This window comes from Kribbella capetownensis (assembly GCF_004331485.1).
Taxonomy (GTDB): Bacteria; Actinomycetota; Actinomycetes; order Propionibacteriales; family Kribbellaceae; genus Kribbella; species Kribbella capetownensis.
Window position 1 is genome coordinate 21,933 of sequence record NZ_SJKD01000013.1, and the last position, 25,962, is coordinate 47,894.

General features: G+C 68.2%; 22 protein-coding genes. 7 read left to right on the forward strand and 15 right to left on the reverse strand.

Features of this window, described 5'->3' with window-relative positions:
* Window positions 1-10: 10 nt before the first annotated feature.
* Window positions 11-538 carry a GNAT family N-acetyltransferase gene (locus tag E0H75_RS38685; protein WP_131518704.1) on the forward strand — a complete coding sequence of 176 codons (528 nt, stop codon included), beginning with the start codon at window positions 11-13 and terminating at the stop codon, window positions 536-538.
* Here E0H75_RS38685 and E0H75_RS38690 read toward each other — a convergent pair.
* A complete protein-coding gene (locus E0H75_RS38690) occupies window positions 531-1,298 on the reverse strand; it encodes a class I SAM-dependent methyltransferase (protein WP_131518705.1) in 768 nt (255 codons plus the stop codon). The two genes, E0H75_RS38685 and E0H75_RS38690, sit on opposite strands and share 8 nt — an antisense overlap.
* The gene (locus E0H75_RS38695; RefSeq protein ID WP_238163530.1) at window positions 1,295-2,248 is read right to left on the reverse strand and encodes an SDR family oxidoreductase; all 954 of its coding nucleotides are present in this window, start codon (window positions 2,246-2,248) and stop codon (window positions 1,295-1,297) included. Before E0H75_RS38695 ends, E0H75_RS38690 begins: the two co-directional genes overlap by 4 nt.
* Window positions 2,249-2,332: 84 nt before the next feature.
* Between E0H75_RS38695 and E0H75_RS38700 the strand changes: the two genes are divergently transcribed.
* Complete coding sequence (locus E0H75_RS38700; protein WP_131518706.1) at window positions 2,333-3,004, forward strand: TetR/AcrR family transcriptional regulator; 672 nt, start codon at window positions 2,333-2,335, stop codon at window positions 3,002-3,004.
* Between the two features lie 250 nt (window positions 3,005-3,254).
* Window positions 3,255-4,004 (forward strand): serine/threonine protein kinase, encoded by a 750-nt coding sequence (locus tag E0H75_RS38705; RefSeq protein ID WP_131518707.1) that lies wholly within the window; start codon window positions 3,255-3,257, stop codon window positions 4,002-4,004.
* Between the two features lie 62 nt (window positions 4,005-4,066).
* Here the strand turns inward: E0H75_RS38705 and E0H75_RS38710 are convergent, their stop codons facing one another.
* The 6 genes from E0H75_RS38710 to E0H75_RS38735 form a co-directional block, all read right to left on the reverse strand.
* Window positions 4,067-4,918 carry an HAD family acid phosphatase gene (locus tag E0H75_RS38710; RefSeq protein ID WP_131518708.1) on the reverse strand — a complete coding sequence of 284 codons (852 nt, stop codon included), beginning with the start codon at window positions 4,916-4,918 and terminating at the stop codon, window positions 4,067-4,069.
* Window positions 4,919-5,018: 100 nt separating this feature from the next.
* Window positions 5,019-5,495 carry a GNAT family N-acetyltransferase gene (locus tag E0H75_RS38715; RefSeq protein WP_131518709.1) on the reverse strand — a complete coding sequence of 159 codons (477 nt, stop codon included), beginning with the start codon at window positions 5,493-5,495 and terminating at the stop codon, window positions 5,019-5,021.
* Window positions 5,496-5,499: 4 nt separating this feature from the next.
* Window positions 5,500-9,102, reverse strand: coding sequence for a methionine synthase (gene metH, locus E0H75_RS38720; protein WP_131518710.1), 3,603 nt, complete (start codon window positions 9,100-9,102; stop codon window positions 5,500-5,502).
* A gap of 188 nt (window positions 9,103-9,290) precedes the next feature.
* Window positions 9,291-9,824 carry a TetR/AcrR family transcriptional regulator gene (locus E0H75_RS38725; RefSeq protein ID WP_131518711.1) on the reverse strand — a complete coding sequence of 178 codons (534 nt, stop codon included), beginning with the start codon at window positions 9,822-9,824 and terminating at the stop codon, window positions 9,291-9,293.
* On the reverse strand, window positions 9,821-11,263 hold the full coding sequence (locus E0H75_RS38730; RefSeq protein ID WP_131518712.1) for an MFS transporter: 1,443 nt from the start codon (window positions 11,261-11,263) through the stop codon (window positions 9,821-9,823). Before E0H75_RS38730 ends, E0H75_RS38725 begins: the two co-directional genes overlap by 4 nt.
* 438 nt (window positions 11,264-11,701) lie before the next feature.
* Window positions 11,702-13,273, reverse strand: a complete 1,572-nt coding sequence (locus E0H75_RS38735; RefSeq protein ID WP_131518713.1) for a S1C family serine protease — start codon at window positions 13,271-13,273, stop codon at window positions 11,702-11,704.
* Here E0H75_RS38735 and E0H75_RS38740 point away from each other — a divergent pair, their 5' ends adjacent.
* Window positions 13,274-13,642, forward strand: a complete 369-nt coding sequence (locus E0H75_RS38740; RefSeq protein ID WP_131518714.1) for a hypothetical protein — start codon at window positions 13,274-13,276, stop codon at window positions 13,640-13,642.
* Between the two features lie 169 nt (window positions 13,643-13,811).
* On the opposite strand, the gene E0H75_RS38745 is transcribed toward E0H75_RS38740, so the two are convergent.
* Window positions 13,812-14,369, reverse strand: coding sequence for a TetR/AcrR family transcriptional regulator (locus E0H75_RS38745; protein ID WP_131518715.1), 558 nt, complete (start codon window positions 14,367-14,369; stop codon window positions 13,812-13,814).
* A 96-nt stretch (window positions 14,370-14,465) separates the two neighbouring features.
* On the opposite strand from E0H75_RS38745, the gene E0H75_RS38750 reads away from it, so the two are divergent.
* Complete coding sequence (locus E0H75_RS38750) at window positions 14,466-15,296, forward strand: oxidoreductase (protein ID WP_131518716.1); 831 nt, start codon at window positions 14,466-14,468, stop codon at window positions 15,294-15,296.
* 439 nt (window positions 15,297-15,735) lie between these two features.
* On the opposite strand, the gene E0H75_RS38755 is transcribed toward E0H75_RS38750, so the two are convergent.
* Entirely contained in the window at window positions 15,736-16,878 is a 1,143-nt protein-coding gene (locus E0H75_RS38755) for an epoxide hydrolase family protein (RefSeq protein ID WP_131518717.1), read from the reverse strand.
* A gap of 61 nt (window positions 16,879-16,939) precedes the next feature.
* On the opposite strand from E0H75_RS38755, the gene E0H75_RS38760 reads away from it, so the two are divergent.
* Together E0H75_RS38760 and E0H75_RS38765 are read left to right on the forward strand one after the other, a co-directional pair.
* The gene (locus tag E0H75_RS38760) at window positions 16,940-17,884 is read left to right on the forward strand and encodes a helix-turn-helix transcriptional regulator (RefSeq protein ID WP_131518718.1); all 945 of its coding nucleotides are present in this window, start codon (window positions 16,940-16,942) and stop codon (window positions 17,882-17,884) included.
* A gap of 16 nt (window positions 17,885-17,900) precedes the next feature.
* Complete coding sequence (locus tag E0H75_RS38765; RefSeq protein ID WP_131518719.1) at window positions 17,901-18,725, forward strand: alpha/beta fold hydrolase; 825 nt, start codon at window positions 17,901-17,903, stop codon at window positions 18,723-18,725.
* Here the strand turns inward: E0H75_RS38765 and E0H75_RS38770 are convergent.
* The 5 genes from E0H75_RS38770 to E0H75_RS38790 form a co-directional block, all read right to left on the reverse strand.
* Window positions 18,722-20,326, reverse strand: coding sequence for a phospholipase C (locus tag E0H75_RS38770; protein WP_131518720.1), 1,605 nt, complete (start codon window positions 20,324-20,326; stop codon window positions 18,722-18,724). The genes E0H75_RS38765 and E0H75_RS38770 overlap by 4 nt on opposite strands.
* 19 nt (window positions 20,327-20,345) lie before the next feature.
* Entirely contained in the window at window positions 20,346-21,539 is a 1,194-nt protein-coding gene (gene efeB / locus E0H75_RS38775; protein ID WP_131518721.1) for an iron uptake transporter deferrochelatase/peroxidase subunit, read from the reverse strand.
* A complete protein-coding gene (locus E0H75_RS38780; RefSeq protein WP_202873392.1) occupies window positions 21,536-22,657 on the reverse strand; it encodes an EfeM/EfeO family lipoprotein in 1,122 nt (373 codons plus the stop codon). Before E0H75_RS38780 ends, efeB begins: the two co-directional genes overlap by 4 nt.
* Before the next feature lie 119 nt (window positions 22,658-22,776).
* Complete coding sequence (locus E0H75_RS38785) at window positions 22,777-23,685, reverse strand: ribonuclease Z (RefSeq protein ID WP_131518722.1); 909 nt, start codon at window positions 23,683-23,685, stop codon at window positions 22,777-22,779.
* A 9-nt stretch (window positions 23,686-23,694) separates the two neighbouring features.
* Complete coding sequence (locus E0H75_RS38790) at window positions 23,695-25,956, reverse strand: aminotransferase class III-fold pyridoxal phosphate-dependent enzyme (RefSeq protein WP_131518723.1); 2,262 nt, start codon at window positions 25,954-25,956, stop codon at window positions 23,695-23,697.
* Window positions 25,957-25,962 lie beyond the last annotated feature (6 nt).

Sequence of the window (25,962 nt, forward strand, 5' to 3'; positions counted from 1 at the left end):
TGATGGCCCGATGTTGGTGCGCACCGAGCGGTTGAGCCTGCGTCGCTTCAGCCCCGACGACGCGGAGGCGTTCGCGGCGTACCGGTCGGATCCGGACGTGGCGCGCTACCAGTCGTGGGACGCGCCACTCCCCTTGGCCGACGCGCTCAAGACGGTCGAGGACTTCGCGAACGGAGATCCACTGAAGCCTGGCTGGTTCCAGTACGCCGTCGACCTGGACGGCGTACTGATCGGCGACATCGGTTTCAACCTGCACGAGAACCTCAGGCAGGCCGAACTCGGCTTCACCCTCGCGCCCGAGCACCAAGGCAAGGGCTACGCGACCGAGGCGGTCCGCGGCCTCCTCGATCAGTTGTTCGTCGAGCGCAAGCTGCATCGCGTCTCGGCCGAGTGCGACGCCCGCAACAGGGCATCGGCCCGGCTGCTCGAACGCCTCGGCTTCCGGCAGGAAGGTCTGCGACTGTCGAACAGTTGGTTCAAGGGCGAGTGGACCGACGACCTCCTGTTCGGCCTGCTCCGGTCCGACTACCTCAGCTGACGGCCTGCGCGGCCCACGCCCGAGCGGTCAGCCGGATCGAGCCGTCCGCTTCGATCGGCAACCGCGCGCGCACCGCCTCCCGCAGCGTCTCCTGATCTGGCTCGGCCAGGCTGCGCAGGTACGCCGGCGCCGGACCCTGCCCACCCAGGAACGGCTTCCAGTAGTCGTCGAACGACGTGAACTCCGTCGGTACGACGATCTCCCGCGTGCTGACCGTGGTGAACCCGGCCTCGGTGAACAGTCCTTCGAGGCCCTCCGCCGTACAGAACGGAAAGCGGACCGCTTCATCGTGGTCACGATCCTGTGGACGGACTTCGATCATCGCATCGAAGAAGTTCCGCATCAGCTGCATGCCCTCGGCGTAGTCCCAGACGTACGCGCCGACGGTCGCCCCGATCTCCCGCATCCGGCGCAACGCCTCGACCCGCTCGGGGACGAAGTTGAGCACCAGTCCGGCGACCACCACGTCGTACGGGCCGTCCGGCAGTTCGGCCGCCGACCTGACCTCGAAGCTCGCTCGCTCGTCGCGGACGTGCTGCCGGACGTGTTCGATGAAGCCGGTCGACGGGTCGACTCCGAGCACCGAGGCTGGATCCGCCGTACGCAGGATCGTGCTGGTCAACGCCCCGGTGCCGCAGCCGACGTCGAGCCAGCGCAGGCCGGTGGGCTGGTCCAGCCAGCTCACGAAGTCGGTGGCGACCAGCCGGCTCCATCGGCCGACGTACGACTCGTAGATCTCACCGCTCGCCCACTGGGTCACTTGCGCAGGATAGGGCCGGACTGCGGGAGCGCAACACCTGTGAGCTGCTCGGCCACCGACCACAGTCGGGCGTTGGCCTCGACGTCGAGGGACCGCTTGGGTGCGGCGGCGAGCTTGGTCGGTCCGACCAGGCCGAAGAAGTTGGCCGGGCCGTAGTACGCGCCGGACTGGGCGTCGGGGCTGGTCGCGGCGAACAGAAGTGGCTCGGTGCCGATCTCGACGCCCTGCGACGGGAGCGGGTTGAGACGGTGTGCGATGCGGGTGGCGAGCGGAAGCTGCTCCCGTCCCAGCAGGGCACCGGCGGCCAGGAGGTTGGTGCGCGTGAAGCCGGGGTGAGCGGCCGTGCTGAGCAGGCCCCAACCGTGGTCGTCCGACAGCTCGGCCAGGTGGTTGCTCATCATCAGGTCGGCGAGCTTCGACTGCGCGTACGCCAGGTTCGAGCGGTACCGCTGTTCCCACTGCAGGTCGTCGAAGTGGATCCGGCCGTAGTTGGCCGTGCCGCTGCTCATGGTCGTGATCCGCGGCGCCGGCGCGGCCAGCACCAGCGGCAGCAGCCGCACGGTCAGCGCGAACGGGCCGAGGAAGTTGGAGCCGAACTGCAGCTCGAAACCGTCCTTGGTGACGTTGCGGGTCGGCGGGTTCATCACGCCGGCGTTGTTCACCAGCAGGTCGAGGTGCGACTCGTCCGCACTCAGTCTGTCGGCGAACTCCTGGACCGACGCCAGGTCGGCGAGGTCGATCCGCCGTACCTCGAGCTGGGCGTTCGGGTGCTCGGCCAGGATCTCGGCCCGGGCTGCCTCGCCCTTGGCGACGGTCCGGACCGCCATCACCACTCGCGCACCGGCGGCGGCGAGGCGCGTGGTGGCCTCCTTGCCGGTGCCGCTGTTGGCGCCGGTGACGACAGCGAGCTTGCCGGTCTGGTCGGGGACGACGTACATCGGTTCCTCCATAAAAGACTGCTGGTCTGTTATGGCTTCGACGTTATCAGACCGGCGGTACGATAACAACAGACCAGCGGTCTGTAGACTGTGAGCGTGACGACATTCCAGCGGGCCCGGAGTGAGGAGCAGCGAGCCGTCCGGCGGGAGGCGATCCTGGCGACCGCGGCAGCGATGCTCGCGGAGATGCCGGTCAGCGACGTCAGCCTGAACGAGCTGAGCCGTCGCGTCGGCCTGGCGAAGTCGAACGTGCTGAAGTACTTCGAGTCACGGGAGGCTGTCCTGCTCGAGCTCAACAGCTCCGAGCTCGCGGCCTGGGTGGAGGACCTCGCGACCGCGCTCGCCGCCGTACCGCCGGACGCGTCCGCCGATCAACGGGCGGAGGTGTTGGTGGATGCCATCGTGAGCACGCTGGCCGGGCGTCCGGTGTTCTGCGATCTGATCAGCACGCAGGCGTCAGTGCTGGAGCGCAACATCTCGACCGAGACCGCCATCGCGTTCAAACGCGCGGCGGCGGTCGGCTACGAACGGATGGTCGAGCTGACCGTCGGCGTGCTACCGGAGATCGGCGAAGAGGGCGCGCGGCGCTTCATCCCGCCGGCAAGCATGCTGGCCGGGGCGGTCTGGACGCACGCCCATCCCACCCCGGCCCTGCTCGCCGCCTTCGAGACGGATCCGTCGATCTCGGCGCTGCGGATGGAGTTCGAACCCACCCTGCGCCAGCACGTCACGACTCTGCTGCAGGGAGTGCTCCCCCGCTCCGCCTAAGCCCGCGAATACCCCGGAAGGGTCCGAGAAGCCGGCGCGCTGGCGGGTTATCTGCTCGCTGCCCGGCTATCAACACGCAACCGGTGACATAACCCGCCACCGAACTGCGCCGATCAGACGGCGGGGCGGATCAGCAGGTGGTCGCCTCCGCCGAATTACACGGGGCCTGTGATCTGGTCAACGCATATCACTGAGCGTTACCTTGTTGCGGGAATCCCGAGGGGGCTCGGGGATGGGGGAGGAATTCAGCATGTCTCAGCATTATTCACGCGGCCAAAACCAGCCGCAGCAGCCGTACTATCCACAGCAGAACCATCAGCCGCCGCAGCATCCGCCGGTGGCGCCGCAGAAGAAGCCGATGACCCGCAGCGCGAAGATCGGCTGGGGTGCCCTGGCCGGCTCGGTCGTCTTCGCGCTGGGCGCTGCAGCCGGGAACGCCGGAGCCAACGGCATGCCGACAACGTCTGTCGCCGCCGGCGCGTCGACGCCGACCGTGACCGTCACCCAGCCGGGAGACACCGTCACCGTGACGGCACCACCAGCGCAGCCGACGACCGCCCCGAGTTCAGCCGCGAAGCCTGCGACCAAACCAAAGGCGACAGTGGCACCCAGGACGACCGCGAAGCCCAAGCCGGTTGTCTACAAGAAGCTGACGGCGCGACAGTGGGCGAAGATCGCGAAGAGCCCGGACGACCACCTTGGTGAGGCCTACGTCGTGTACGGCGTAGTCACCCAGTTCGATGCTGCCACGGGCGAGGACACGTTCCGGGCCGACGTCGACGGCGTACGGCACAGGGTGGAGTACGGGTACGTCGACTACCCGACCAACACCTTGCTGACCAACGTTTCCGGGGACGTGTCCGACCTCGTACAAGACGACCTGTTCCAGGCGAACGTGCTGGTGCTCGGGTCGTTCTCCTACGACACCCAGATCGGTGGCGAGACCACTGTGCCGAACCTGTCGGTCATCTCGATCAAGGTCACCGGCAGCACCAAGTGAACCAGGGCTTGGTCACAGCTGGTCGGCCGGATCAGTGAAGCTGATCCGGCCGAAGCTGCGAGTCACGGCAGGTAGTAGTTCGGGTTCGGCAGCTTGAAGGTGCGGTCGGCGAAGCCACCCTTCAGGTCGGAGAACTGGTCGCCGAAGTTCGCGACGATGTCGTAGCCGAGCGACTCGATGTGGGCCCGGGTCGCGGACTTGTAGTGGATCGTCGTACAGGATCCGTTCGGGTCGTTCGCGCACGCCTTCTGCAGGTAGTCCGGGTAGTCGGCCACGGCGGGCTTGGTGAACAGGCCGTCCTCACCGTCGCGCAGCGCCGTCGGCTTCGGGAAACCGGCGTCGACGCCGATCCCGTCCTCGGTCAGGTTGCCCAGCGTCGCCTGCTCCTGCGCGGCACCGCGACCGGTCAGGAAGAAGATCGCGTAGCCCTCCCGCTCCGCGGTCTTCACCAGGTCGACCATCCCCGGTACGGCGGGGAAGCGCTGGTTCAGCACGTAGTCCGCGTTGGTGGCGGGGTTGAACGCCCAGTTGCTGAAGATCTCGTAGTTCCAGGTCGCCAGCGAGGTGTCGTCGACGTCCAGCAGGATCGCCTTGGTCTTCTTGGTGTGGTGCGGCGCGGAGATCCAGCGCTTGCCGGACGCGGCCGCCGACCTGGCCTCCTTGGCGTAGTTGCTGTCCGCCGCGAACGTACCGGTGCCGAGCGGATCGCCGTAGTAGTTGCGCAACTGCTGCCGCAGTACGTCGATGTTGGTGACCTGCCGCTCGGTGCGCGGCGTCGACGTCTGAATGGCCGGCTGCTGTGAGGCGGCCCCGGCCGAGTACGCGACCCCGCCGGCGACCGACGCGAGCGCGACGGCGGCGACGCCGGTGAGAACCAGCCGGCGCGACGGCCGGCGCCAGGAACGGATTGCCATGGTGACCTCTCCAGGAACGGGAACGCTTGCCAAGGCAAAGTAACTCCATTCGGAGCCGATACACCCGCCGTACACCCCAAGTGCAGGGGAATCCTCCGCGTCAGACCTGCTTGACGTACCGATGACACGGCACCGGAATCGCGCGGTCTCCCACAGTGGCGGGGTAGTCGAACGCTCCCCCGTCGCTCCAGCCGCTGCGCTCGTAGAAGCGTCGCGCCCGAGCGTTGCCCGTGGCCACGGCAAGCCACGCTTCGCTGTGCCCGTTGGCTTTCACCTGCCGCTCGGCTTCACTGAGTAGTGTCCCGGCTACGCCCGATCCACGGTGGTCGCGCGAGACGTACACCTGCTCGACCTCGTCGTTCGCCACCATCACGAACCCCGCGACGTCGTCCCCCACCACCGCGACCGTCGTGTCGGCGACCTGTTCGGCCGCGCGGCTCCAGAACGTCTCCTTGGTCCGCACCGCAACCAGTTCGTCCGGGACATGTCCCAGATGCCCGTCGCCCCACCCGGCGTACCAGACCGTGGCAACGGCCTCGACGTCGGCGGCGGTGGCGGGGCGCAGGGTGACCGTCATCGCGTCAGGCCGGTTCGTACGCCAGGTTCGGTCGGAGCCAGCGTTCGACTTCCTCGACCGACAACCCGCGGCGTACGGCGTAGTCCTCGATCTGATCGCGGCCGAGGCGTCCGACGCTGAAGTAGCGCGACGCCGGGCTGGCGAAGATCAGGCCGCTGACTGCAGCCGCCGGGGTCATCGCGAACGACTCGGTCAACCCAAGGCCGAGCTTGTCCGCCTCGAGCAGGCGGAACAACTCCTGCTTCTCGCTGTGATCAGGGCTCGCCGGGTAGCCCAGCGCCGGCCGGATACCGCGGAACCGCTCGGCGTGCAGGTCCTCCAGCACCGGCTCGGCGTCCGGCTCGAACCACGCCCGCCGCGCCTCCAAGTGGATCCACTCCGCGAACGCCTCGGCCAGCCGGTCGGCCAGCGCCTTCACCATGATCGCCCGGTAGTCGTCGTTCTTCGCCTCGTACGACGCAGCGAGCGCCTCGGCACCGTGGATCGCGACCCCGAACCCACCGAGGTGGTCACCGGACGGCGCGACGTAGTCGGCCAGGCAACGGTTGTGCCGCCCGGCCGGCTTCTCGGTCTGCTGACGCAACATCGGGAACGACACGTCCAGTCCGTCGAGGATGATGTCGTCGCCCTCGCTGTGCGCCGGCCAGAACCCGTACACGCCCTCGGCGGTGAAGGAGCCGTTGGCAACGATCTCGTCCAGCAACGTGTTCGCGTCGTCGAACAGTTCGCGCGCCACCGGCTGGTCCAGGATCGCGGGGTACTTGCCCTTCAACTCCCAGGCCAGGAACAGGAACTGCCAGTCGATCATCGCGCGCAGCGTCTCCAGGTCCGGCGACACCCGGCGCAGGCCGGTGAACGCAGGCACCGGGAGTTCGCCGTACTCGACCGGTTCGGCGTTGGCGCGCGCTTGGGCGAGCGTGAGCAGCGGACTGCGCTGCTTGTTCGCGTGCTGCTCGCGCAGCCGGTCCTGCTCAATACTGTTGCTACGGGCAAGCTCTTGCGAACGCTCGTCGTCGAGCAGGTCCGAGACCACACCGACCACTCGCGACGCGTCCAGCACGTGCACGGTGGTCTGCTCGTACGCCGGGGCGATCCGGACCGCGGTGTGCTGCTTGGACGTGGTCGCTCCACCGATCAGCAACGGGAGCTTCAGTCCGCGTCGCTCCATCTCGGCGGCGACGGCAACCATCTCGTCCAGCGACGGTGTGATCAGTCCGGACAGACCGACCGCATCGGCGCCCTCGGCAACGGCCGTGTCGAGGATCCTTGCCGCCGGCACCATCACGCCGAGGTCGATCACCTCGTAGTTGTTGCAGCCGAGTACGACGCCGACGATGTTCTTGCCGATGTCGTGCACGTCGCCCTTGACCGTGGCCAGCACGACCTTGCCCTGGCCGCGCACCATCTCGGCGCGGCCCTCGCGCCGGGCCTGCTCCTTCTCCGCCTCCATGAACGGCTCCAGGTAGGCGACCGAGCGCTTCATCACCCGGGCGCTCTTCACCACCTGCGGCAGAAACATCTTGCCGGCGCCGAACAGGTCGCCGACGATCTTCATGCCGGCCATCAGCGGACCCTCGATCACCTCGAGCGGACGCGGCAGCTGCTTGCGCGCCTCCTCGGTGTCCTCCTCGATGAAGTCGACGATGCCGTGCACCAGCGCGTGCGACAGCCGCTCCTCCACGGTGCCCTCGCGCCAGGTCAGGTCGACCTCGCGCTGGGTGCCCTTGCCCTTCACGTTCTCCGCGAAGCTGACGAGTCGGTCGGTGGCGTCGTCGCGCCGGTTGAAGATGACGTCCTCGACCAGCTCGAGCAGGTCCTTCGGGATGTCCTCGTACACGGCCAGCTGACCGGCGTTCACGATTCCCATGTCCAGGCCGACCTTGCCGGCGTGGTACAGGAACGCCGAGTGCATCGCCTCGCGGACGATGTCGTTGCCACGGAACGAGAACGACAGGTTCGAGATCCCGCCACTGATGTGCACGCCCGGGCAGCGTTCCTTGATCAGCGGCAGAGCGTCGATGAAGTTCTTCGCGTAGCCGTTGTGCTCGGACATGCCGGTCGCGACGGCGAGCACGTTCGGGTCGAAGATGATGTCCTCGGCCGGGAAGCCGATCCCGGTCAGCAGGTCGTACGCGCGGCCGCAGATCGCGACCTTGCGCTCGACGGTGTCGGCCTGGCCCTGCTCGTCGAAGGCCATCACCACCGCGCCGGCGCCGTAGTCGCGGATCCGCCGGGCCCGGTCCAGGAACTCCTCCTCGCCCTCCTTCAGGCTGATCGAGTTGACCACGCCCTTGCCCTGCACGCACTTCAGCCCGGTCTCCAGCACCGACCACTTCGAGCTGTCGATCATGATCGGGATCCGGGCCACCTCGGGCTCGGTCGCGATCAGGTTCAGGAATGTGGTCATCGCCTGCTCGCTGTCGAGCAGGTCGGCGTCCATGTTCACGTCCAGCAGGTTCGCGCCGCCGCGCACCTGCTCCAGCGCCACGTCGACCGCGGCCTGGTGGTTGTCGCCCTCGATCAGCCGGCGGAACTTCGCCGAGCCGGTCACGTTGGTCCGCTCACCGATCATCACGAAACCGGTGTCCGCACCGATCTTGAACGGTTCCAGCCCGGAGAACCGCGTCGTGTGATCGGCCGGTGCCACGGTCCGCGGCGGGAGATCGCGCACGGCCTCGGCGATCTTCGCGATGTGGGCGGGCGTCGTACCGCAGCAGCCACCGACGATGTTCACCAGCCCGGCCTGCGTGAACTCCTCCAGCATCCCGGCAGTTTCTTCGGGCGTCTCGTCGTACCCACCGAACGCGTTCGGCAGGCCGGCGTTCGGGTGCGAGGCGACGTACGTGTCGGCGAACCGCGCCAGGTCCACCACGTGCGGGCGCATCTCGGCGGCGCCCAGCGAGCAGTTGACGCCGACGACCAGGGGCTTGGCGTGCTCGACCGAACTCCAGAACGCCTCGACCGTCTGGCCCGACAAGGTCCGGCCGCTCAGGTCGACGATCGTCACCGAGATCCACAGCGGCAGGTCGGGAGCGACCTCGCGGGCCGCGGTCACGGCGGCCTTCGCGTTCAGGGTGTCGAAGATGGTCTCGATCAGTAACAGGTCCACGCCGCCCTCGGCCAGCGCCGCGATCTGCTCGGCGTACGCGGCCTTCACCTGCTCGAACGTCACCGCCCGGTACGACGGGTCCTCGACGCGCGGCGACAGCGACAAGGTGACGTTCAGCGGGCCGATCGAGCCGGCCACGAACCGGCCACCAGCCTCGTCCGCGGCCTGGCGGGCGATGCGCGCGGCGGCGATGTTCATCTCGCGCACGTATCCCTGCAGGCCGTAGTCGGCCTGGCCGATGCTCGTCGCGGTGAACGTGTTGGTCGTGGTGATGTCGGCGCCGGCCGCGAGGTACTGCCGGTGGACGTCGAGGATGACGTCGGGCCGGGTCAGATTGAGCAGATCGGGATCACCGGTGACGTCGTGCGTGTGGTCGCCGAACCGGTCGCCCTGATAGTCCTCGGGCTTCAGCTTCGCGCCCTGCAGCATCGTGCCCCAGGCGCCGTCGAGCACTGCGATCCGCTGATCCAGCAGTTCCCGTAGCGCAGTTTCCGTCATCTGCCGTCCCCTCCAGAGTGACTCCGGAGGCGCCCTTGCAGTCGAAGCCACCAGTCGAGCGTGGCGGACCCCGCGGTCCGTTGCAGCGCCTCTCGGACTGGCCGAACCATGCTAGCGGCGTCGTTCGCAGAAATCAGGACCATTGCCCACATAGCGAGATGTCTGTCCGGGAAATGACTTCGTGACGCTCAGTGGATCAGGGCCTGGATGCCGGGAGCGAAGAGGTCGGCGATCGTGTCCGGGTCGGCGGTGGCGACCGGGCCGGTCTTGTCGATCGACATAGCGGCACCAAGGCCGAGGAGCTGGCCGGTGATCAGGCCGGCGCGGATGTCGATGTCGTCGCCCGTGAGCCGGGCCGCGAAGCCGCGGGTGACCTGATCGCGGAAGTGCTCGCGGATCAGGGCTCGCTCGTTGCCGCTGCCGGCCGCGAACACGACTCGGACCAGCAGGTCGAGGCCGTTCGTCCGGCGGTAGTTCACCAGGGTCAGCACGGCATGCCGGCCGAGTTCCTCGTCGGGTGCGCCGAGCAGCAGCTCGGCGGCCTCGCTGAAGTCGGCCACCCGGTCGAACAGTGCTTCCTTGCTGCCGAAGTGTTTGACGATCAGCGCGGCGCTCACGTTCGCGTCGGCGGCGATCCCGCGGAGCGTGACCGCGTTGTAGTCCTGCAGCGCGAACGCCCGGCGCGCTGCCCGCAGGATCGCGATCCGCCCCGGATCGGTCACGTCGTACTGGCCGTCGTACTGGCGGTGGGGCTCGCTGTTGACTCGAGGTGGACCGGTGTCTGGCGACGGGCCGGGATGAGCGTCACGAGACCGGCCGCGACCACCGCGGCCACCCCGGCGATGACGAACACGATCAGGTACGCCGACAGCGCGGGCGCGATCTGGCCGTCCTTGGCGATCGTCACGCTCGCCAGCACGGTCGCCACGATCGTGCTGCAGATCGCGGAGCCGATCGTGCGCATCAGAGTGTTGAGGCCGTTCGCCGCGGCCGTTTCGGTCACCGGCACAGCATGCATGATGAGGGCCGGGAGTGCCGAGTACGCGACCGCTGTCCCGGCCGAGACGACGGTCGCACCGATGACGATTCCCGGGATGTTGCTGCTGGTGAAGAACCGAACGACGTACCCGGCCGCCATCAGGATCGACGCGACGATCAGGGTGAACCGCGGTCCGCGAGCGGACGAGATGCGGGCCGAGACCGGCGAGAGCAGCACCATCGCGACACCACCCGGCAGGAGGCAGAGGCCGCTGACCACGATCGATGCTCCTAGTCCGTACCCGGTCCATCTCGGCTCCTGCACCAGCTGCGCGGTCGACAGCGAGTTGGCGTAGAACGAGAAACCGATCAGCAGGGCGCCGAGGTTGGTGAACAGTACGGCGGGGCGCGCGGACACTCGGAGGTCGACCAGCGGGCTGCGGGTCCGAAGCTCGAACGTTCCCCACAACGGGACGAGCAGTACGGCGACGGCGTACAGGGCGACGATGGTCGTCGTACTCCAGGTGCTGCTCTTCGACACGGCGAGCAGGAGGCAGACGAGGAACGCGCTGAGCCCGAGGGCGCCGGGTACGTCGAAGCGTCCGCTGGTCCGGACAGCGGACTCGGGGACGATCAGCAGCACCAGGAGGACGTCGAACAGGCCGATGCCGACGCAGATCCAGAACATGGTGTGCCAGTTCGAGTACTGCACGACCAGGGTCGCGGCCGGGATGCCGAAGGCCGCGCCGACGCCGAGGGTCGAGCTCATCAGCGCGATGGACGGGATCACGCGGCTTGGTGGCAGCTCGTCGCGCAGGATGCTGATGCCGAGCGGTACGACGGCGACGGCGGCACCCTGGAACGCGCGGCCGACGATCAGCACCGTCAGGTCCGAACTGCTTGCACAGAGCAACGAACCGATCACCATGGAGCCCAGTGCGATCAGCAGCACTCGGCGCTTGCCGTACATGTCGCCGGCCCGGCCGAGCAGCGGGGTGAACACCGCGCCGGTGAGCAGAGTCACGGTGATCAGCCAACTCACGTCCGACACCGGACTGTGGGTGATGCCGGGGAGCACAGGCAGCAGCGGTACGACGATGGTCTGGCTGACGGAAACGAGAACGCCACACGATGCGAGCGCGGCAAGAATCAGCCGCGGACGGGCGGCAGGACGAACGCTCAAAACACATCCTCACAGCAGTGAACGCATGTTTACTTAGCAAGACTAACGAAGTTCCGTCGCCACCGAAAGTTGTTTTCCCCAAACACCCATCTCCCACGGCCGCCCTATGAGCTCGCTCACAGCAAGGCACCCGGCGCCGTGTGCCCGGGGTGGGTGGGTTTGGGACATGCCGCTCGCCCCGGTCCCTTTCGGGAACCGGGGCGCGGGAAGGAGGATCGGACCCGGTCCTCTTGAGGGGAGAGGGAGGTGCCCGGGCCCGATCGGGGTGGTCCGCCCGGCAGCTAGGGGTGCACCGCGGGCGGACCGGCTTGAGGGTTGGTCAGCAGACTGGACCGATCGAGCCCGGGTCCTCTGGAGGGAGACGGACATGCCGGGCCCGATCGGGGTGGTCCGCCCGGCAGCTAGGGGTGCACCGCGGGCGGACCGGATTGGGGTTGGTCAGCGGACCGGGCCGGTGATCAGTTCGATCGTGGCCTTGTGCTGCTGACCGGACTGGTCGGTCCAGCCGACCTCGACCTTGTCGCCGGGGTGCTGCTTGTTCAGCAGGCTCGACAGGGCGTCGGCCGAGTCGACCGCGTGGCCGGCGAAGGAGGTGATGACGTCGCCGGCGGTGATGCCGGCCTCGTCGGCCTTGCCGTCCGCGATCACATCGCCGACTGCCGCGCCGGTGACGTCGGCGTTCGGGACCACCGAGATGCCCAGCATCGGCGAGTCACCGATGTGTACGGCGTCCGAAGCCTTGCCGTCCTCGATCTGGTCCGCGATGTCCATCGCCTGGTTGATCGGGACCGCGAAGCCTTCAGTCGTGCTCTGGCCCTGCCCGTTCCCGCTACCACCGTTGCCATTGCCATTGCCGTTGCCGTTGCCCGAACCGTCACCGAAGCCGTTGCCGTTGCCCGAGCCATCGCCGAAGCCATTGCCGCCCTGGCCGTCACCGAATCCGTTGCCGCCGGACCCGTCGCCGAAGCCGTTGTCCCCGCCGTTCCCGGTGCCGAACGGGTCCTGGGAGCCGTCGCCGAACGGGTTGTCGTTGCCGTTTCCGGTCCCGTTGCCGTCCGCCACCTGAGTCGCGGTCGCCGGGGTTCCGTTGGTCGCCGCGGCCTGGATCGCGCTCGTGGAGCCGCCGGTGATTGCCGCCGCCTGGCCAGGTCGGCCCTGCCCGCCGTTGTTGCCGCCGGACCCAGCAGTGTCGACGCCGATGACCTCGCCGGACGCGTTCGCCAGCGGTCCGCCGGAGTCGCCGGCCTGGATGTTCGCGTCGGTCTGGATCAGCCCGGTGAGGTTCTCCGGGTCCTGCCCGTTCTCGTCGGTCGCGGTGATCGCCTGGTTCAGCCCGGTCACCTTGCCGGCCGCGTAGCTCGGCGTACCGCCGGTGCCACCCGCGTTGCCGATCCCGACAACCTGGTCGCCGAGCGCCACCTTGTCCGAGTTGCCGATCTTCGCGGTCTCGAGTCCGGACGCGTCCTTCAGCTTGAGTACAGCGATGTCGTGCTGATCGTCGTACCCGACGACACCCGCCTGGTACGTCTTGCCGTTCCCGATGTCGGTCACGGTGATGGACGTCGCGCCCTCGATCACGTGGTGGTTGGTCAGCACCTCACCGTCGGAGCTCAGCACGATCCCGGTCCCCGCGGCGCGAGCACCTTCGAATCCGAGCACCGTGTTCACATCCACCAGCCCGGGCGAGACCTTCGCCGCGACCGCCGACGCATCGAACTGCTGCTGCGAAAGCTGCGACCCGTTCCCGCCGGCCTGCCGACCGATGCCCCAGGCAACAGATCCGGCCACCAGTACGGCGGCCAGTCCGAGTGCGCCCGCACCCAGCAACCGACGCCCCCGCCGTCCCGGCCGCGGTGCCTGCGCCCCAAACGGGTAGTACGGCCCCTGCCCATACGGCGGCTGCCCCGCGTAGCGCGGCCCCGGGTACTGCTGCCCATACGGCGTCTGCCCCGCAAACTGTCCCGCCGGCTGCTGCCCGTACGGCGCCTGCCCCGGAAACTGCTGTCCCACGTGCTGCTGCCCAAACGGCGTCTGCCCCGCAGACTGTCCCGCCTGCCGTGGCGCGTTCTGCTGCCCCGCAAACTGCTGTCCCGCCGGCTGCCGCGGTCCGTCGTTGTACTGCTGCCCCGGCTGCTGCTGTCCGGCCTGCTGCTGCGGTCCGTCGTTGTACTGCTGCCCCGGCTGCTGCTGTCCGGCCTGCTGCTGCGGCGCAGTCTGACCCGCGTACTGCTGTCCGGCCTGCTGCGGCCCGGCGTACTGCTGCTGCCCCGGCTGGTGCGTCTGCGCCGGCTGCGGCATTTGCTGCTGCGCGCCCTGCTGTCCCGAGCCTTGCGGCTGCGCTGCTGCCTGCTGTGGTTCCGGCTGGTGCGGGGCCTGTGATGCCGCTTCGTGCGGACCGGCCTGCCAGCTGTCCGGTTGCTGCGTAGGCTCTTGTCCAGCTTGCTGCCGTTCCGCGCCCTCGTTCATTCCCGTTGCCCTCCTCAGCCAGTTCTCTCTGCAATCGAGTAGAGCGCGCCAGACTGAGAAGACCATCGGGCCAGCCAATGAATCAGCTAAGAATCTTTTCCACGGCCTCCACCACCGCCCGGCGCCGCAACGCCCGGCTCGGTACGCCGGTGCCGTACTCCGGATTCATCGACGACCAACTCGTCGCGATCGCCTGGATCAGCGACAGCAGACTGACCGCAGCGAACTTCCCCGGTACGGCCCGTCGCCGCTGAGCCCGCACGAGATCGTCCAGCCGGCTTCGGTTGACCGCGAGAATGGCGTCCAACGGCTGCCCTTCCGGCCGCTCCAGCCGGTACCAGACCGACAACCGCAGGTGCTCGGGATGCTCCTCGAAGTAGTCGAACACCCGCCCTGCGTACGCCGGCAAGTCCATCGCGTCGAACCCCACCTCCTCGAGGTAGGTGTCCACAAACGCAGTGAACACCGCGTCGAACAGCCCGTCCTTGTTCCCGAAGTACGCATAAAGCATCGCCTTGTTGCACTCGGCGACCTCGGCGATCCGCTGGACGCGCGCCCCGGCGATCCCGCGCGCCGCGAACTCCTCGGTGGCGGCCGCCAGGATCCGCATCCTGGTCCGATCGGCGTTCCGTTGTTGCATGCCTCCAGCGTACCAACCAACCGGTTGGTTGATTTCTCGTGGATCGCGAGGTTAGCTTGGTGAAGTATCCAACCGTTTGGTTAGTTAGGAATGAGCATGAGCAAGATTTGGCTGATCACCGGCAGTTCCCGCGGGCTCGGCCGCGCCCTCACCGAGGCAGTCCTGGCCGCCGGCGATCGAGTCGTCGCCACCGCCCGCAAGCCCGAACAGCTCGACGATCTGGTTGCGAAGTACGGCGATCAGGTGCGGGCGGTTGCCCTGGATGTGACGGACGCGGCTGCGGCGCGGGACGCCGTACGGACCGCGCTGGACGAGTTCGGCGGCCTCGATGTGGTGGCGAACAACGCCGGCTATGCGAACAGCGCCGCGATCGAGGAGACGCCTGACGAGGACTTCCGGGCGCAGATCGAGACGAATCTCTTCGGGGTCGTGAACGTGACCAAGGCCGCGCTGCCGGTGTTCCGTGAGCAGCGGAGTGGGCACTTCCTGCAGTTCTCGTCGATCGGTGGACGGGTCGGTGGTACGCCGGGGATGGGTGCGTACCAGACCGCGAAGTTCGCGGTCGAAGGGTTCTCGGAGGTGCTGAACAACGAGATGAAGCCGTTCGGGGTGAAGGTGACGATCATCGAGCCGGGCGCGTTCCGGACCGACTGGGGTGGTTCGTCGATGGCGATCGCATCCGTCGGAGCGGACTACGACGCCACGGTCGGCGAGCTGAACCGCTTCCGGCTGGAGACCGACGGCAAACAAGCCGGCGACCCGGTCAAGGCTGCCCACGCGATCCTCGACATCGTCGCGCTCGACAGTCCGCCCCTTCGTCTCCTCCTCGGCAAGGACGCTCTCACCCACGCAGACCGCGCCTCCCGCTCCCGAGCCGAAGAAGCCGCGACCTGGGCCCACCTCACCACCTCAACCGACTTCGACTAACCACCGCCCACCCCGACCGAGCCATCAGAACGCCGGGACGCCGGAGCCGGATCCCCACGGGCCTAGCTGCTGGGCCCGATGGCTGGGGTGGCAGCTGGGGGTGACGGCTGAGGCTGGCGCTGGCGGCTGAGGCTGGGGGTGGCAGCCAGGCTCGGCAGCTGGGGGTGACGGCTGAGGCTGGCGCTGGCGGCTGAGGCTGGGGTTGGCAGCCAGGCTCGGCGGCTGGGGTTGGCGGCCGGAGTTAACTGCTGGGGTTGGTGGCCGGAGTTAGCGGCTGGGGTTGCTGGCCGGAGTTAGCGGCTGGGGTTGCTGGCCGGAGTTGGTGGCTGGGGCGCCCTACCGACTCCACTTACAACCTGCTGGCCGTGGTGGCCGGCGCCGTCTAGGGCGACGGCGCCGGCGGGTGTTCGGTCTCGGAGTGCGGGTGGTGGTCGATGGGTTAGCGCAGGTTGCGGAAGAAGTCGCGGACGTCGGTGAGGAGTACGTCGGGGATTTCCAGGGCGGCGAAGTGGCCGCCGTGGTCCAGGTCGGTCCAGCGGGTGATGGTGTTGTCGCGCTCGGCGTAGCGGCGGATCGCGACGTCGTGTGCGGTGGCCAGCACTGCGGTCGGGACGCCGGAGTTCTCCTTGTGCGCTCCCCACGGCTCCTGCTCGGCGTACCCGACCAGCGCTGCCGACCCCGCCGTCCCGTTGAGCCAGTAGAACATCACGTTGGTGAGCAGCCGATCCCTGCTGATGATTGCATCAGGCAACGTTTCCATCGGGTGGGTCCAGGCGCGGAACTTGTCCATGATCCAGGCGAGCTGCCCGACCGGCGAGTCCACCAGCCCGTAGGCCAGCGTCTGCGGCCTGGTCGACTGGATCGCGATGTAGCCGAACTCCTCCTGCATGAACTCGCCGATCCGCGCGATCCGGTCCTGCTCCAGCGGCGTCAGCGTCTTCAGTTCGTCGTCGCTCAGCGGGAACGGCGGCAACGAGGGCCCACCGTTGGTGTGTACGCCGACGACGTGGTCGCTGGCCGCCCGCGCCACCTCGGGTGATACCGCACCACCGATGTCACCGCCCTGTACGCCGTACCGTTCGTAGCCGAGGCGATCCATCAACCTGGCCCAGGTGCGGCCGATCTGCTCGCGCGTCCAGCCGCGCTTCGACACCGGTCCGGAGAATCCGAAGCCCGGCAGCGACGGGATCACCAGATGGAACGCGTCCGAAGCCACCCCACCAAACGACGCCGGGTCGGTGAGCGGCCCGATCAGGTCCAGGAACTCGACGACCGATCCGGGCCAGCCGTGCGTCAGGATCAGCGGAAGGGCGTCCGGCTCCGGCGACCTCACGTGCAGGAAGTGGATCTGCTGATCGTCGATCACGGTCGTGAACTGCGGATACGCGTTGAGCTCCGCCTCCGCCGCGCGCCAGTCGTAGCCGGTTCGCCAGTAGTCGACCAGTTCGGCCAGCCAGGAGACCGGTACGCCGGTGTCCCAGTCGTCACCCGGGAGCGCGGCCGGCAGCCGGGTGTTCTCGAGGCGAGCAGTCAGGTCGTCGAGGGTGCTCTGCGGGATGTCGATGCTGAATGGCTTGATCATGCTTCGACTCTCTCACCTAGTTAGGACAGCTTCAGTCCTAGCTGGATGGCAGAATCTGAGCATGCTGGAAACCTCCGCTCGACTGCTCAAGCTGCTGTCGCTGCTGCAGTCCCCACGGGACTGGAGTGGAGCCGACCTGGCCACCGAGCTCGGCGTCGGCGTCCGGACCGTCCGCCGGGACGTGGACAAGTTGCGCAACCTCGGATACCCGGTCGACGCCGTACCGGGAGTGGCCGGCTACCGGCTCGGGGCCGGCGCCGCGCTACCGCCGTTGCTGCTCGACGACGACGAGGCGGTGGCGGTCGCGATCGGACTCAGAGCGGCCGCAACCGGCAGCGTTGCCGGCATCGAGGAGTCGTCGGTCCGGGCGTTGACCAAGCTCGAACAAGTGCTGCCATCGCGGTTGCGGCATCGGGTCAAGTTGCTGCAGGCAATCGCCGTCATGCCGTCGGGCGGAGCGACTGTGCGGCCGGAGGTCTTGCTCGCGGTGGCGGAGGCCTGTCGCGATCGACAGCGGCTGCGGTTCGACTATCGCAGTCATGACGGTACGGCGGGACGTCGTACGACGGAGCCGCATCGGATGGTGCACACCGGGCGGCGGTGGTACCTGGTGGCGTGGGACCTTGACCGCGACGACTGGCGTACGTTCCGGCTCGACCGGCTGGAGCCGCGGATCCCGACCGGGCCGCGGTTCACGGCTCGCGAGGTCCCCGATCTGGACGCGACCGCGCGTGGGGTGGCGTCGGGTGGTTATCGCTACCAGGCGCGCTTCGTCATCGAGGCGCCCGTGGAGGTGATCGCGGATCGGCTGGCGCCGAGCGTCGCGACGGTGACGCCGATCAACGCGAGTACCACGCAGGTCGACACCGGCGCCAACGCGCTGGACGAACTAGTGCTGCACATCGGCCTGCTCGGCTATCCGTTCCAGGTCCAGTCGCCGCCGGAACTCATTGCCCACGTCAAAGAGTTGACGACTCGCCTGACTGCCGCGGTGCCGCCGAGCTGAGCGGTAGCGTTCAGTCATGCTGCTCGCGGGGGTGGAGGATCGGTACGTCGAGACCGTGCTGGGGCGGATCCGGTTGCGGGTCGGCGGCGAAGGGCCGGCGATGCTGTTCTGGCCGAGCCTGCTGATGGACGGCACACTGTGGTCGGCCCAGGCAGCACACTTCATCGACCGGTTTCAGGTCGTGCTCGTCGATCCACCGGGACATGGCGGGAGCTCGGCACTGACCGGACCGTTCAGCTTCGAGCAGTGCGCTGACGTGATCCGCGCGATCATCGACGAGCTCGGCGTCGGCCGAGTACATGTCATCGGCAACAGTTGGGGCGGGATGATCGGTGGCACGTTCGCCGCACTCCACCCGGACCGGACCGGCATCGCCGTACTCATGAACGCGACCGCCTCACCGGCCGGCCTCAGGCAGAAGTTCGAGTACGGCGTACTGACTCGGTCGGCTCAGCTGCTCGGCGGGATCCGCGAACCGCTGAAGAACCCGGTCCGCGACGCTTTTCTCGGCCCGACGGCCAAACGAGACATGCCCGAAGTCGTTGCCGCGGTCAATGAGCTTGCCAGTCGGGTGAACATCGACTCCGGCAGGCATGCGGTGACCAGCGTCGTTCCGCGCCGGCCCGACCAACGCGACCTGTTCGGTCGCATTCGCACTCCTGTGTTGGTCGTTGCCGGCGCGGAAGACGCGACGTTCCCGGTGTCAGAGACCGAGGAGATGGCGGACTCGATTCCCGGTGCGCGTTTCGTCGTACTCGAACAGTCGGCACACCTGGCTGCCCTCGAATCTCCCACCGAGGTCAATGCACTGATCGACGACTTCGTCGCCGATCACCTTTAGTGGTTGCTGACGACGGCCCCGGTCGTCGCGTTCAGGATCAGCTTCTGCTTGCTCGGGTGCCGGAAGTCGAACATGCCGCTCAGGCTGCCGGCGCGCTGGTCGAACGAGTGGTCGCCGATCCGGCCGGTCTGCCAGTTGTCCTCGATGAACTTCAGGATCGAGGTCTGGTCGGTCACCGAGTGGTCGACGTGGTTCGTCTTCGCGTACGGCGAGATCACCAGCAGCGGCAGGCGCGGGCCGTAGCCACAGCGGTCGGCGTACCCGCCGGACACCGGAGCCTTGCCGCACAGCGCCGACTGGTCGAGCGCTGCGTCCTTGGAGCCGTTGATTGTCGGCGACTTCACGTGGTCGTACCAGCCGTCGGAGTCGTCGTAGGCCACGACGACCGCGGTCGACGACCATTCCTTGGACTTCTGCAACTGGTTGATCTCCTTGACCACGAACGCCTGCTCGTCCAGCGGGTCGGAGTATCCGGCGTGACCGTCCTGGTACTCGCCGGCCTTCAGGAAACTGACCGCCGGCAGGTTGTTGGCTGCCACGGCCGCGTCGAAGTCCGACGTGTCGTACTGGTGGTTGGCCTGGTCGGTGCGACCGATGGCCTGCACCGAGCTCGGCGGCAGGTGCTTCGGGTTCGCCGTCGACTTGTAGTACTCGAACGGGTTGTGGTGCGGGCTGTAGTCCAGCGCCGCGATGCCGCCGACGTTGGGGTGCTGCGCGCCGCAGACGGCCTTGCCGTTGGCGGTGCTGGTCGGCTTGAAGCCGCCCTGGAACCAGCCCCAGGTGACGTGCTTCTGGTTGAGCAGGTCGCCGATGTTCTGCCCGTGCATCGCGGCCAGGTTGTTCGTCGACTTGCCGTTGCTGTTGGAGCAGTCGTCGTAGAACGGGTCGGGGTCGTTGGTGACGGTCCCGATGCCGTTCTTGTCGGGCGACTGTACGGCGTACGCGTCCGTGGTGGGCTTGCCCGTCTTCGGGTCCATCGCCTGCACGCCGTGGGTCTGGCCGGAGATCAGGTTCAGCGCACCCGGCGTGGACGGTCCGTACACCGTGTCGAAGGAGTTGTCGCTCAGCGCATAGTGCTGGGCGTAGTTCCACATCGCGGTGACGGTGTTGCCGTCGTAGTAGTCCATCACCAGGCCCGGCTCGCCGAACAGCACCGGCTGGCCGGTGCACTTGTCCGTCTCGGTGTTCTCGACGAACTTGTCCATCTTGCGGCCGTCGACGGCCTTCTGCTCCGGACCGTAGCCGTGGTTCTGGTCGCAGGTCAGCGCCTGCGACCACCCCAGCCGCTTCGGGTCGTACGCGTTCGGGTTGTGGGTCAGCAACTGCTTGGACAGACCGTTCACCTTGGGCGTGTGCCGGTCCGCCTTGAACGGCGTACCGTCGGTGTTCGTGGCGTTCGGGTAGGTGCCGAAGTAGTGGTCGAACGAGATGTTCTCGCCGAAGATCACCACCACGTGCTGGATCGGAGTGGCCGGGTGGGCCGGCTTGTACGAATAGGCGGCGTTGGCCACCTGGTTGGTGTCGCCGCCGCTGCAGCCGGCCAGCAACACGCTGGCCGCGGCCACTGTGGCCGTGGCTGCGACACGAAGTCTTGCACGCATGCCTTCTCCTCTGAGTAACTCATGCGAGCAACGACCGCCCGAAGTGGTCGTTGCTGTCCCGTACACCGGGAAGTGCGAAGAAGTACCCGCCGCCGACCGGCCGGATGTAGTCGACGAGGGGTTCGTCGATCAGCCGGGTCTGCACGGCCTCGAACTGCCGGGCGATGTCCTGCTGGTACGCGCAGAACAGCAGTCCCATGTCCAGGTCCCCGACCGAGTCGGTGCCCTTGTCGTAGTTGTAGCCGCGGCGCAGGAACTGGCTGGCCGCGGTGTCCGGGGTGCGGGGGTCGGCCATCCGGATGTGGCTGGTCAACGGGATCGCGCCGCCGGTCGGGTCGGCCGAGTAGTTGGGGATGTCGCTCTCGCTGTTGCCGTCGAGCGGAGCGCCGGAGTCCCGCCGCCGGCCGAACATGTTCTCCTGCTCGCCGACCGACACCCGGTCCCAGAACTCGACCAGCATCCGGATCTGGCGCAGTACCTGGTAGCTGCCGCCGTCGGTCCAAGCCGGCTCGCCGTTCCCCTGGCCCACCCACACGAGCTTGTCGTGGTCGGCCGGCTCCGGCTTCACGATGCCGTCCTTGAAGCCCATCAGGTTGCGCTGTGTGCCCGACGGCCGCGGCGGGCTCTGGAAGCCGTCGACGCGCCAGCGCAGTTGCATCGCGCCGCGGGTGTGCCGAGCGATGTCCCGTAGCGCGTGCAGCACGGTGTCGGTCTCCGACGCGCACAGCTGCAAGCTCAGATCCCCGTGGCACAGGCTGTCGTCCAGGCTGTCGTTGGGGAACTCCTTCATCGCCGTCAGCTTCGCAGGCTTCCGGCCTTTGAGGCCGTACCGGTCGTCGAACAGCGACGCCCCGACTCCGACGGTGATCGTCAGGTCGTCGCCGGGCATGTCCGGGCCGAGTACGCCGGAGTCGGCCGGCGGGGCGGTGATACCCAGCGGCGGCAGCGCGCCGCCCGCGGTGAGCAGCCGCGCCCGGTCGGTCAGCGTCGTGAACAGCTCGGCGAGCTCACCCTTGCTGGCGGCGATCACGTCGAACGACGCGAAGATCGCCTGCTTCTGTGGGTCAGTGGTGATACCGGCCTGGTGTACGCCGTGGAACGCCACGGCCGTCGATGTCGCCGCGTCGGCGGACACGGTCAACCCGGTTACTGCAGCCGCGCCGGCCCCGGCCAGCGCGCCGCGCAGGAAGGATCGACGCCCGACGCCGGTCATGAACTCCTCCGTACTTCGCAAATGGCCGCGACGGGGGCGAGCAGCTCCAACAGTTCGCCGACCGCGCCGTTGAGCTGTTCCCGGGAGGTCTGGTCCAACCGGGCGACCGGGGTACTCCGGTGCGCGGTCAGCAGCGCGCGCACCCGGCTCTCCCACTTCTGCACCTGGGCCAGGTCCGGGTCACGGGGCTTGAGCACCGGGTCGAGGATGGCGAGCACCTTCGCCGTACCGTCCAGGTTGGCCAGCGCGGTGTTCAGCGACGTACCGCTGCCCTGGTCGTTCTCGCCGGTCAGCTCGAACTGGAGGGCGTTCTCCATGACCTCGTGGGCGCGCAGCCCGAGATCGTTCGGATCGACCTGTTCGTTGGGCAGGTCATGCTGCAAGCCCTGGACGTCGGCGGCCAACTGATCTGCGATCGGCTTCAGGGCGGCGACGGAAGCGTTGTGCCACAGGCCCTTCTCCAACGGGTGGAAGCCGGCGGATCCGTCGATCTTGTCGGCGAAGTCGCCGAACGCGTCGTAGGCCGCGCCGAGCGAGTTGTACGCCAGGTGCGCAGGCAGCCAGTCGGTCCGTGCGGCGGCCAGGTTGCCCGCGTCCACGTCGGCGCGCAGCTTGTCCGTCTTGACTGCCAGATCGGCGACGCCGCCCGCGACCGCGGCCTCGTACTGCTTCACCAGCGGCAACATGTCGTTCTTGGTGACGGCGACCGCGGCCGGACCGCCCTCCCCATCGCCCGCAACAGTCACCGTCGGTGCGGTGATCGCGTCGGTGTCCTCGATCAGGCAGCGGATCGCGTACCGCCCGGCGCCGAGCTGCACGTCCATCGGCGCGCTCGTGTTCGGGCCCAAGCCCTCCACCTCGCCGTACACCTTGTTGCTGCTCATCTCGACGAGGTCGACCTCGGCCGCCGCGTCGCCGGTGTTGTGGACGACGATCGTCTGCCGACCGGTCTTCGCGCCGGTCCAGCCCTGGCCGCACTGGCTGCGGGACACGGTGATCTGGGCCGGGCCACCGACCGCGTCGGCGGAGCCTGACCAGGGCCGCCACACCGCCACCGCCACCACCGCACCCAGTGCCACCAGTGCGATCGCCGCCGGCAGTGGACGGGGAGTGCGCACGAGAGATCGCTCCTGGGTGATCGGCAATTTCCATTGGCGGGTAATGCTTCGCGGGCAATGCTAGGGCGGGGGTTGCCGAACCCGAGCTGTGTTTGCCAGCTCGTCATGCACTGTTCGCCCTAGCGGCGGGACGGGACCACGGTCCGGCTGAGGTCGGAGGCGACCACGATCTCGCCGGAGAACTCGGCGGCCGCTTCCTCGTGGAAGCGTTCGGGTTCCAGGTAGCGCTGCGAGAAGTGGGTGAGGACCAGCTTCCGCACACCACATTCGGCCGCGACCCGGGCGGCTTGGCGGGCGGTGAGGTGGCCGAAGCGGCGGGCCAGCTCCACCTCCGACGACAGGTACGTCGACTCGATCACCAGGAGGTCCGCACCCTCCGCCAGGCGGAGGACGTTGTCGCAGAGCCGGGTGTCCATGACGAACGCGAAGCGCTGGCCCGCGCGCGGTTCGCTGACGTCCTCGATCCGGACCACCCGTCCGTCGACCTCCAGCGAACCGGCCTGTTGCAACCGGCCGATGGCGGGGCCGGCAATGCCGGCGGCAGCGAGCTTGTCGGGAAGCATCCGGCGCCCATCGGGCTCGATCAGCTGGTAGCCGAAGGACTCGATCGGGTGTTCCAGCCGCCGCGCCCAGAGCTGACCGAACGACCCGACCGACAGCAGTCCGTCGTCTTCGACCGGCTCCTCGAGCAACTCGGCTCGCTCGAAGAACGAAGCGGCGTACCGGAGTCGGGTGAAATACGTCTGCCCGGACGCCGGGTAGTGCGCGTGCACGGGATGCTGTACGCCGTCCAGTGACAGCCGCTGCACGATCCCCGGTACGCCGAGGCAGTGGTCGCCGTGGAAGTGCGTGACGCACAGTCGTGTGATCGCACCGGCCGAGACCCCGGCGTACAGCATCTGTCGCTGGGTCCCCTCGCCCGGGTCGAAGAGGAATCCCTGGTCGTCCCAGCGCAGGAAGTATCCGTTCTGCGTGCGTTCGCGAGACGGCACCTGGCTTCCGGTGCCCAGCACAACGAGTTCACGCACGCGCCCAAGCTAACGCAGCGCCGCCTCGAATGCCGACAGGAATACCTCCACGTGCGACGACTCCCAGATCAGCGGCGGCCGGATCTTCAGCACTCCCCCACCAGGCCCCGTGGTCCCGACGAGTACGCCGTTGTCCCGCAAGCGCTCGGCGAACTCAGGGGCACCCGGGATCTCCACTCCGACCATCAGCCCCTGCCCACGCACCCGCAGATCCGGCACCAGCGACTCCAGCCCGGCCCGCAACTGCGCACCGACTTCTCCGGAGCGAGCGACCAGACCGGTCTGCTCGATCACGTCCAGCACGGTCAGCGCAGCGACGCACGAGACCGGGTTCCCGCCGAAGGTGCTGAAGTACTCGTCGACCTCGACGAACGCCTCCGCGATCTCCCGCCGGGTGATCAGCGCCGCGACCGGATGCCCGTTACCCATCGGCTTGCCGAGCGTGACGAAGTCCGGCGTCAGCCCGAAGTCCTGGAACCGCCACAGGTTCTGCCCGCCACGACCGAACCCGGCCTGCACCTCATCGGCGAGGAACAACCCGCCGGACGCCCGCGCCTCGTCCTGCAACCCACGCATGAACGACGACCCCGGCGTCAGGATCCCCGCACTGCTGAACACACTGTCCACCGCAAGCAGCGCCAGGTCGTGGCCCGCCCGCCCCAGGTCACCACGCGCGCTCCGGACTCGCTGTGCAGCTGCCATCCCGTCATCCGACGGGTCTCGAGGCGCCTCGAACACAGCCACATGGGCCGGCCGCGCGGACGCCGGGTACGTGTTCGTCGAGAACGCCGCCGTCGCCTCGCTGACCCCGTGATACGAGAGATCCGCGACGACCGCGCCATCACGACCGGTCACCACCCGCGCCATCCGCCAGGCCAGGTCGTTCGCCTCGCTCCCCGAGTTCGCGAACACACACGTGTCCAACCCAGCCGGCATCGATGCGACCAACCGCTCCGCCAACTCGACCACGTTCGGATGCAGATACCGCGAGTTCAGATTCAGTACGGCGGCCTGCCGCGAAAGCGCCTGTACGACGGCCGGATGTGCGTGCCCGACGACGGGAACGTTGTTGTAGGCATCGAGATAACGCCGGCCGTCGGCCGTGTGGATCCACGCGCCCTCACCGCGCACGACCTGCAACGGCTGCCGGTAGAACAGCGGCGACAGCTCACCGCCGAGCGCGGCCTCACGTCGTACCTGCAGGGTCGGATCGGCGGCCTGGGCGGACGCGACCCGCGAGGTGCCGCACAGGCGATGGAAGCGCCGCGCGAGGTCGGCTGGCTCCACAGCGCTCAACAGGTCGAGGATCCGCCAGCTCCCTGCTACCAAGCTGGTCAGGTACTCCTCGTTGTCCGGATAGAGCGGTGCACGCCAAGCCGAGATGAGCACACTGGCCGCGGACCGAGCGAGCACCAGCTCGCCGATCAGCTCCACCTCCGCCGGCTCGAGCGGAAGCACTCGCTGATACCCGTCGAGGAAGCGGCCGGCGTCCGCCCACAGGTCGTCGGACTCCCGCAGCAACGAGGTCAGACTGATCGCCAACTCGGCGACACGGGCGGTGTGGTGCATGTCGCCGAAGTCGATCACGCCCGTGATGCCGCCGTCCTGCATCAGCACATTGCTCAACGTCACGTCGCCGTGCAGCACGGATCCGGGCAGTGCCCGGGTTGCCGCATCGAGTCCTTCGAAGCGATCGAGCAGTCTCCGCATCGGTTCCCGGCGATACTCTTCCGGCAGCCGATCGGCGTACGCGCGAAGGCTTGTGACGATGCGCGGATCCCAGTCCAGCCGCCGGTACGCCGCTGGATGGCCGAAGCCCTGCAATGCGCGGGTCAGCTGAGCAGCGACCGCACCGAAGTCGGCCGCGAACCACTCGGGCAGCGCGGCGAGATCGGCGACCTGGCCAGGCATCACCGTCATCACCCGGACCTGGTGCTTGCGGCCGTCCGCGGCGTCGACCATCACCACCGGGCGACCGTCGATGCTGGTCACCACACGCGGGATCGGCAGGCCGGGATCGACCACCGCGACGTGGTCCATCGCGGCGCACTCCATCGCGATCTGCTCCGGATCGTCGCCGGAGTTCGACACCTTGACCACGAGCCGCTGCCCGCCGGCCTCGGCGAGGAAGTTCCGGTCCCGCTCACTGCGCAGCTCGGTCACCTCGGCGTCGAGGCCGTACTCGGACCGCAGCAGTCGCGCCGCCGTACCGAGGTCGACCTCAGGCGGATCCTCGAGCATGCTCGGCGTCCGCTCGGGGATGGTGTCCACGGCAAC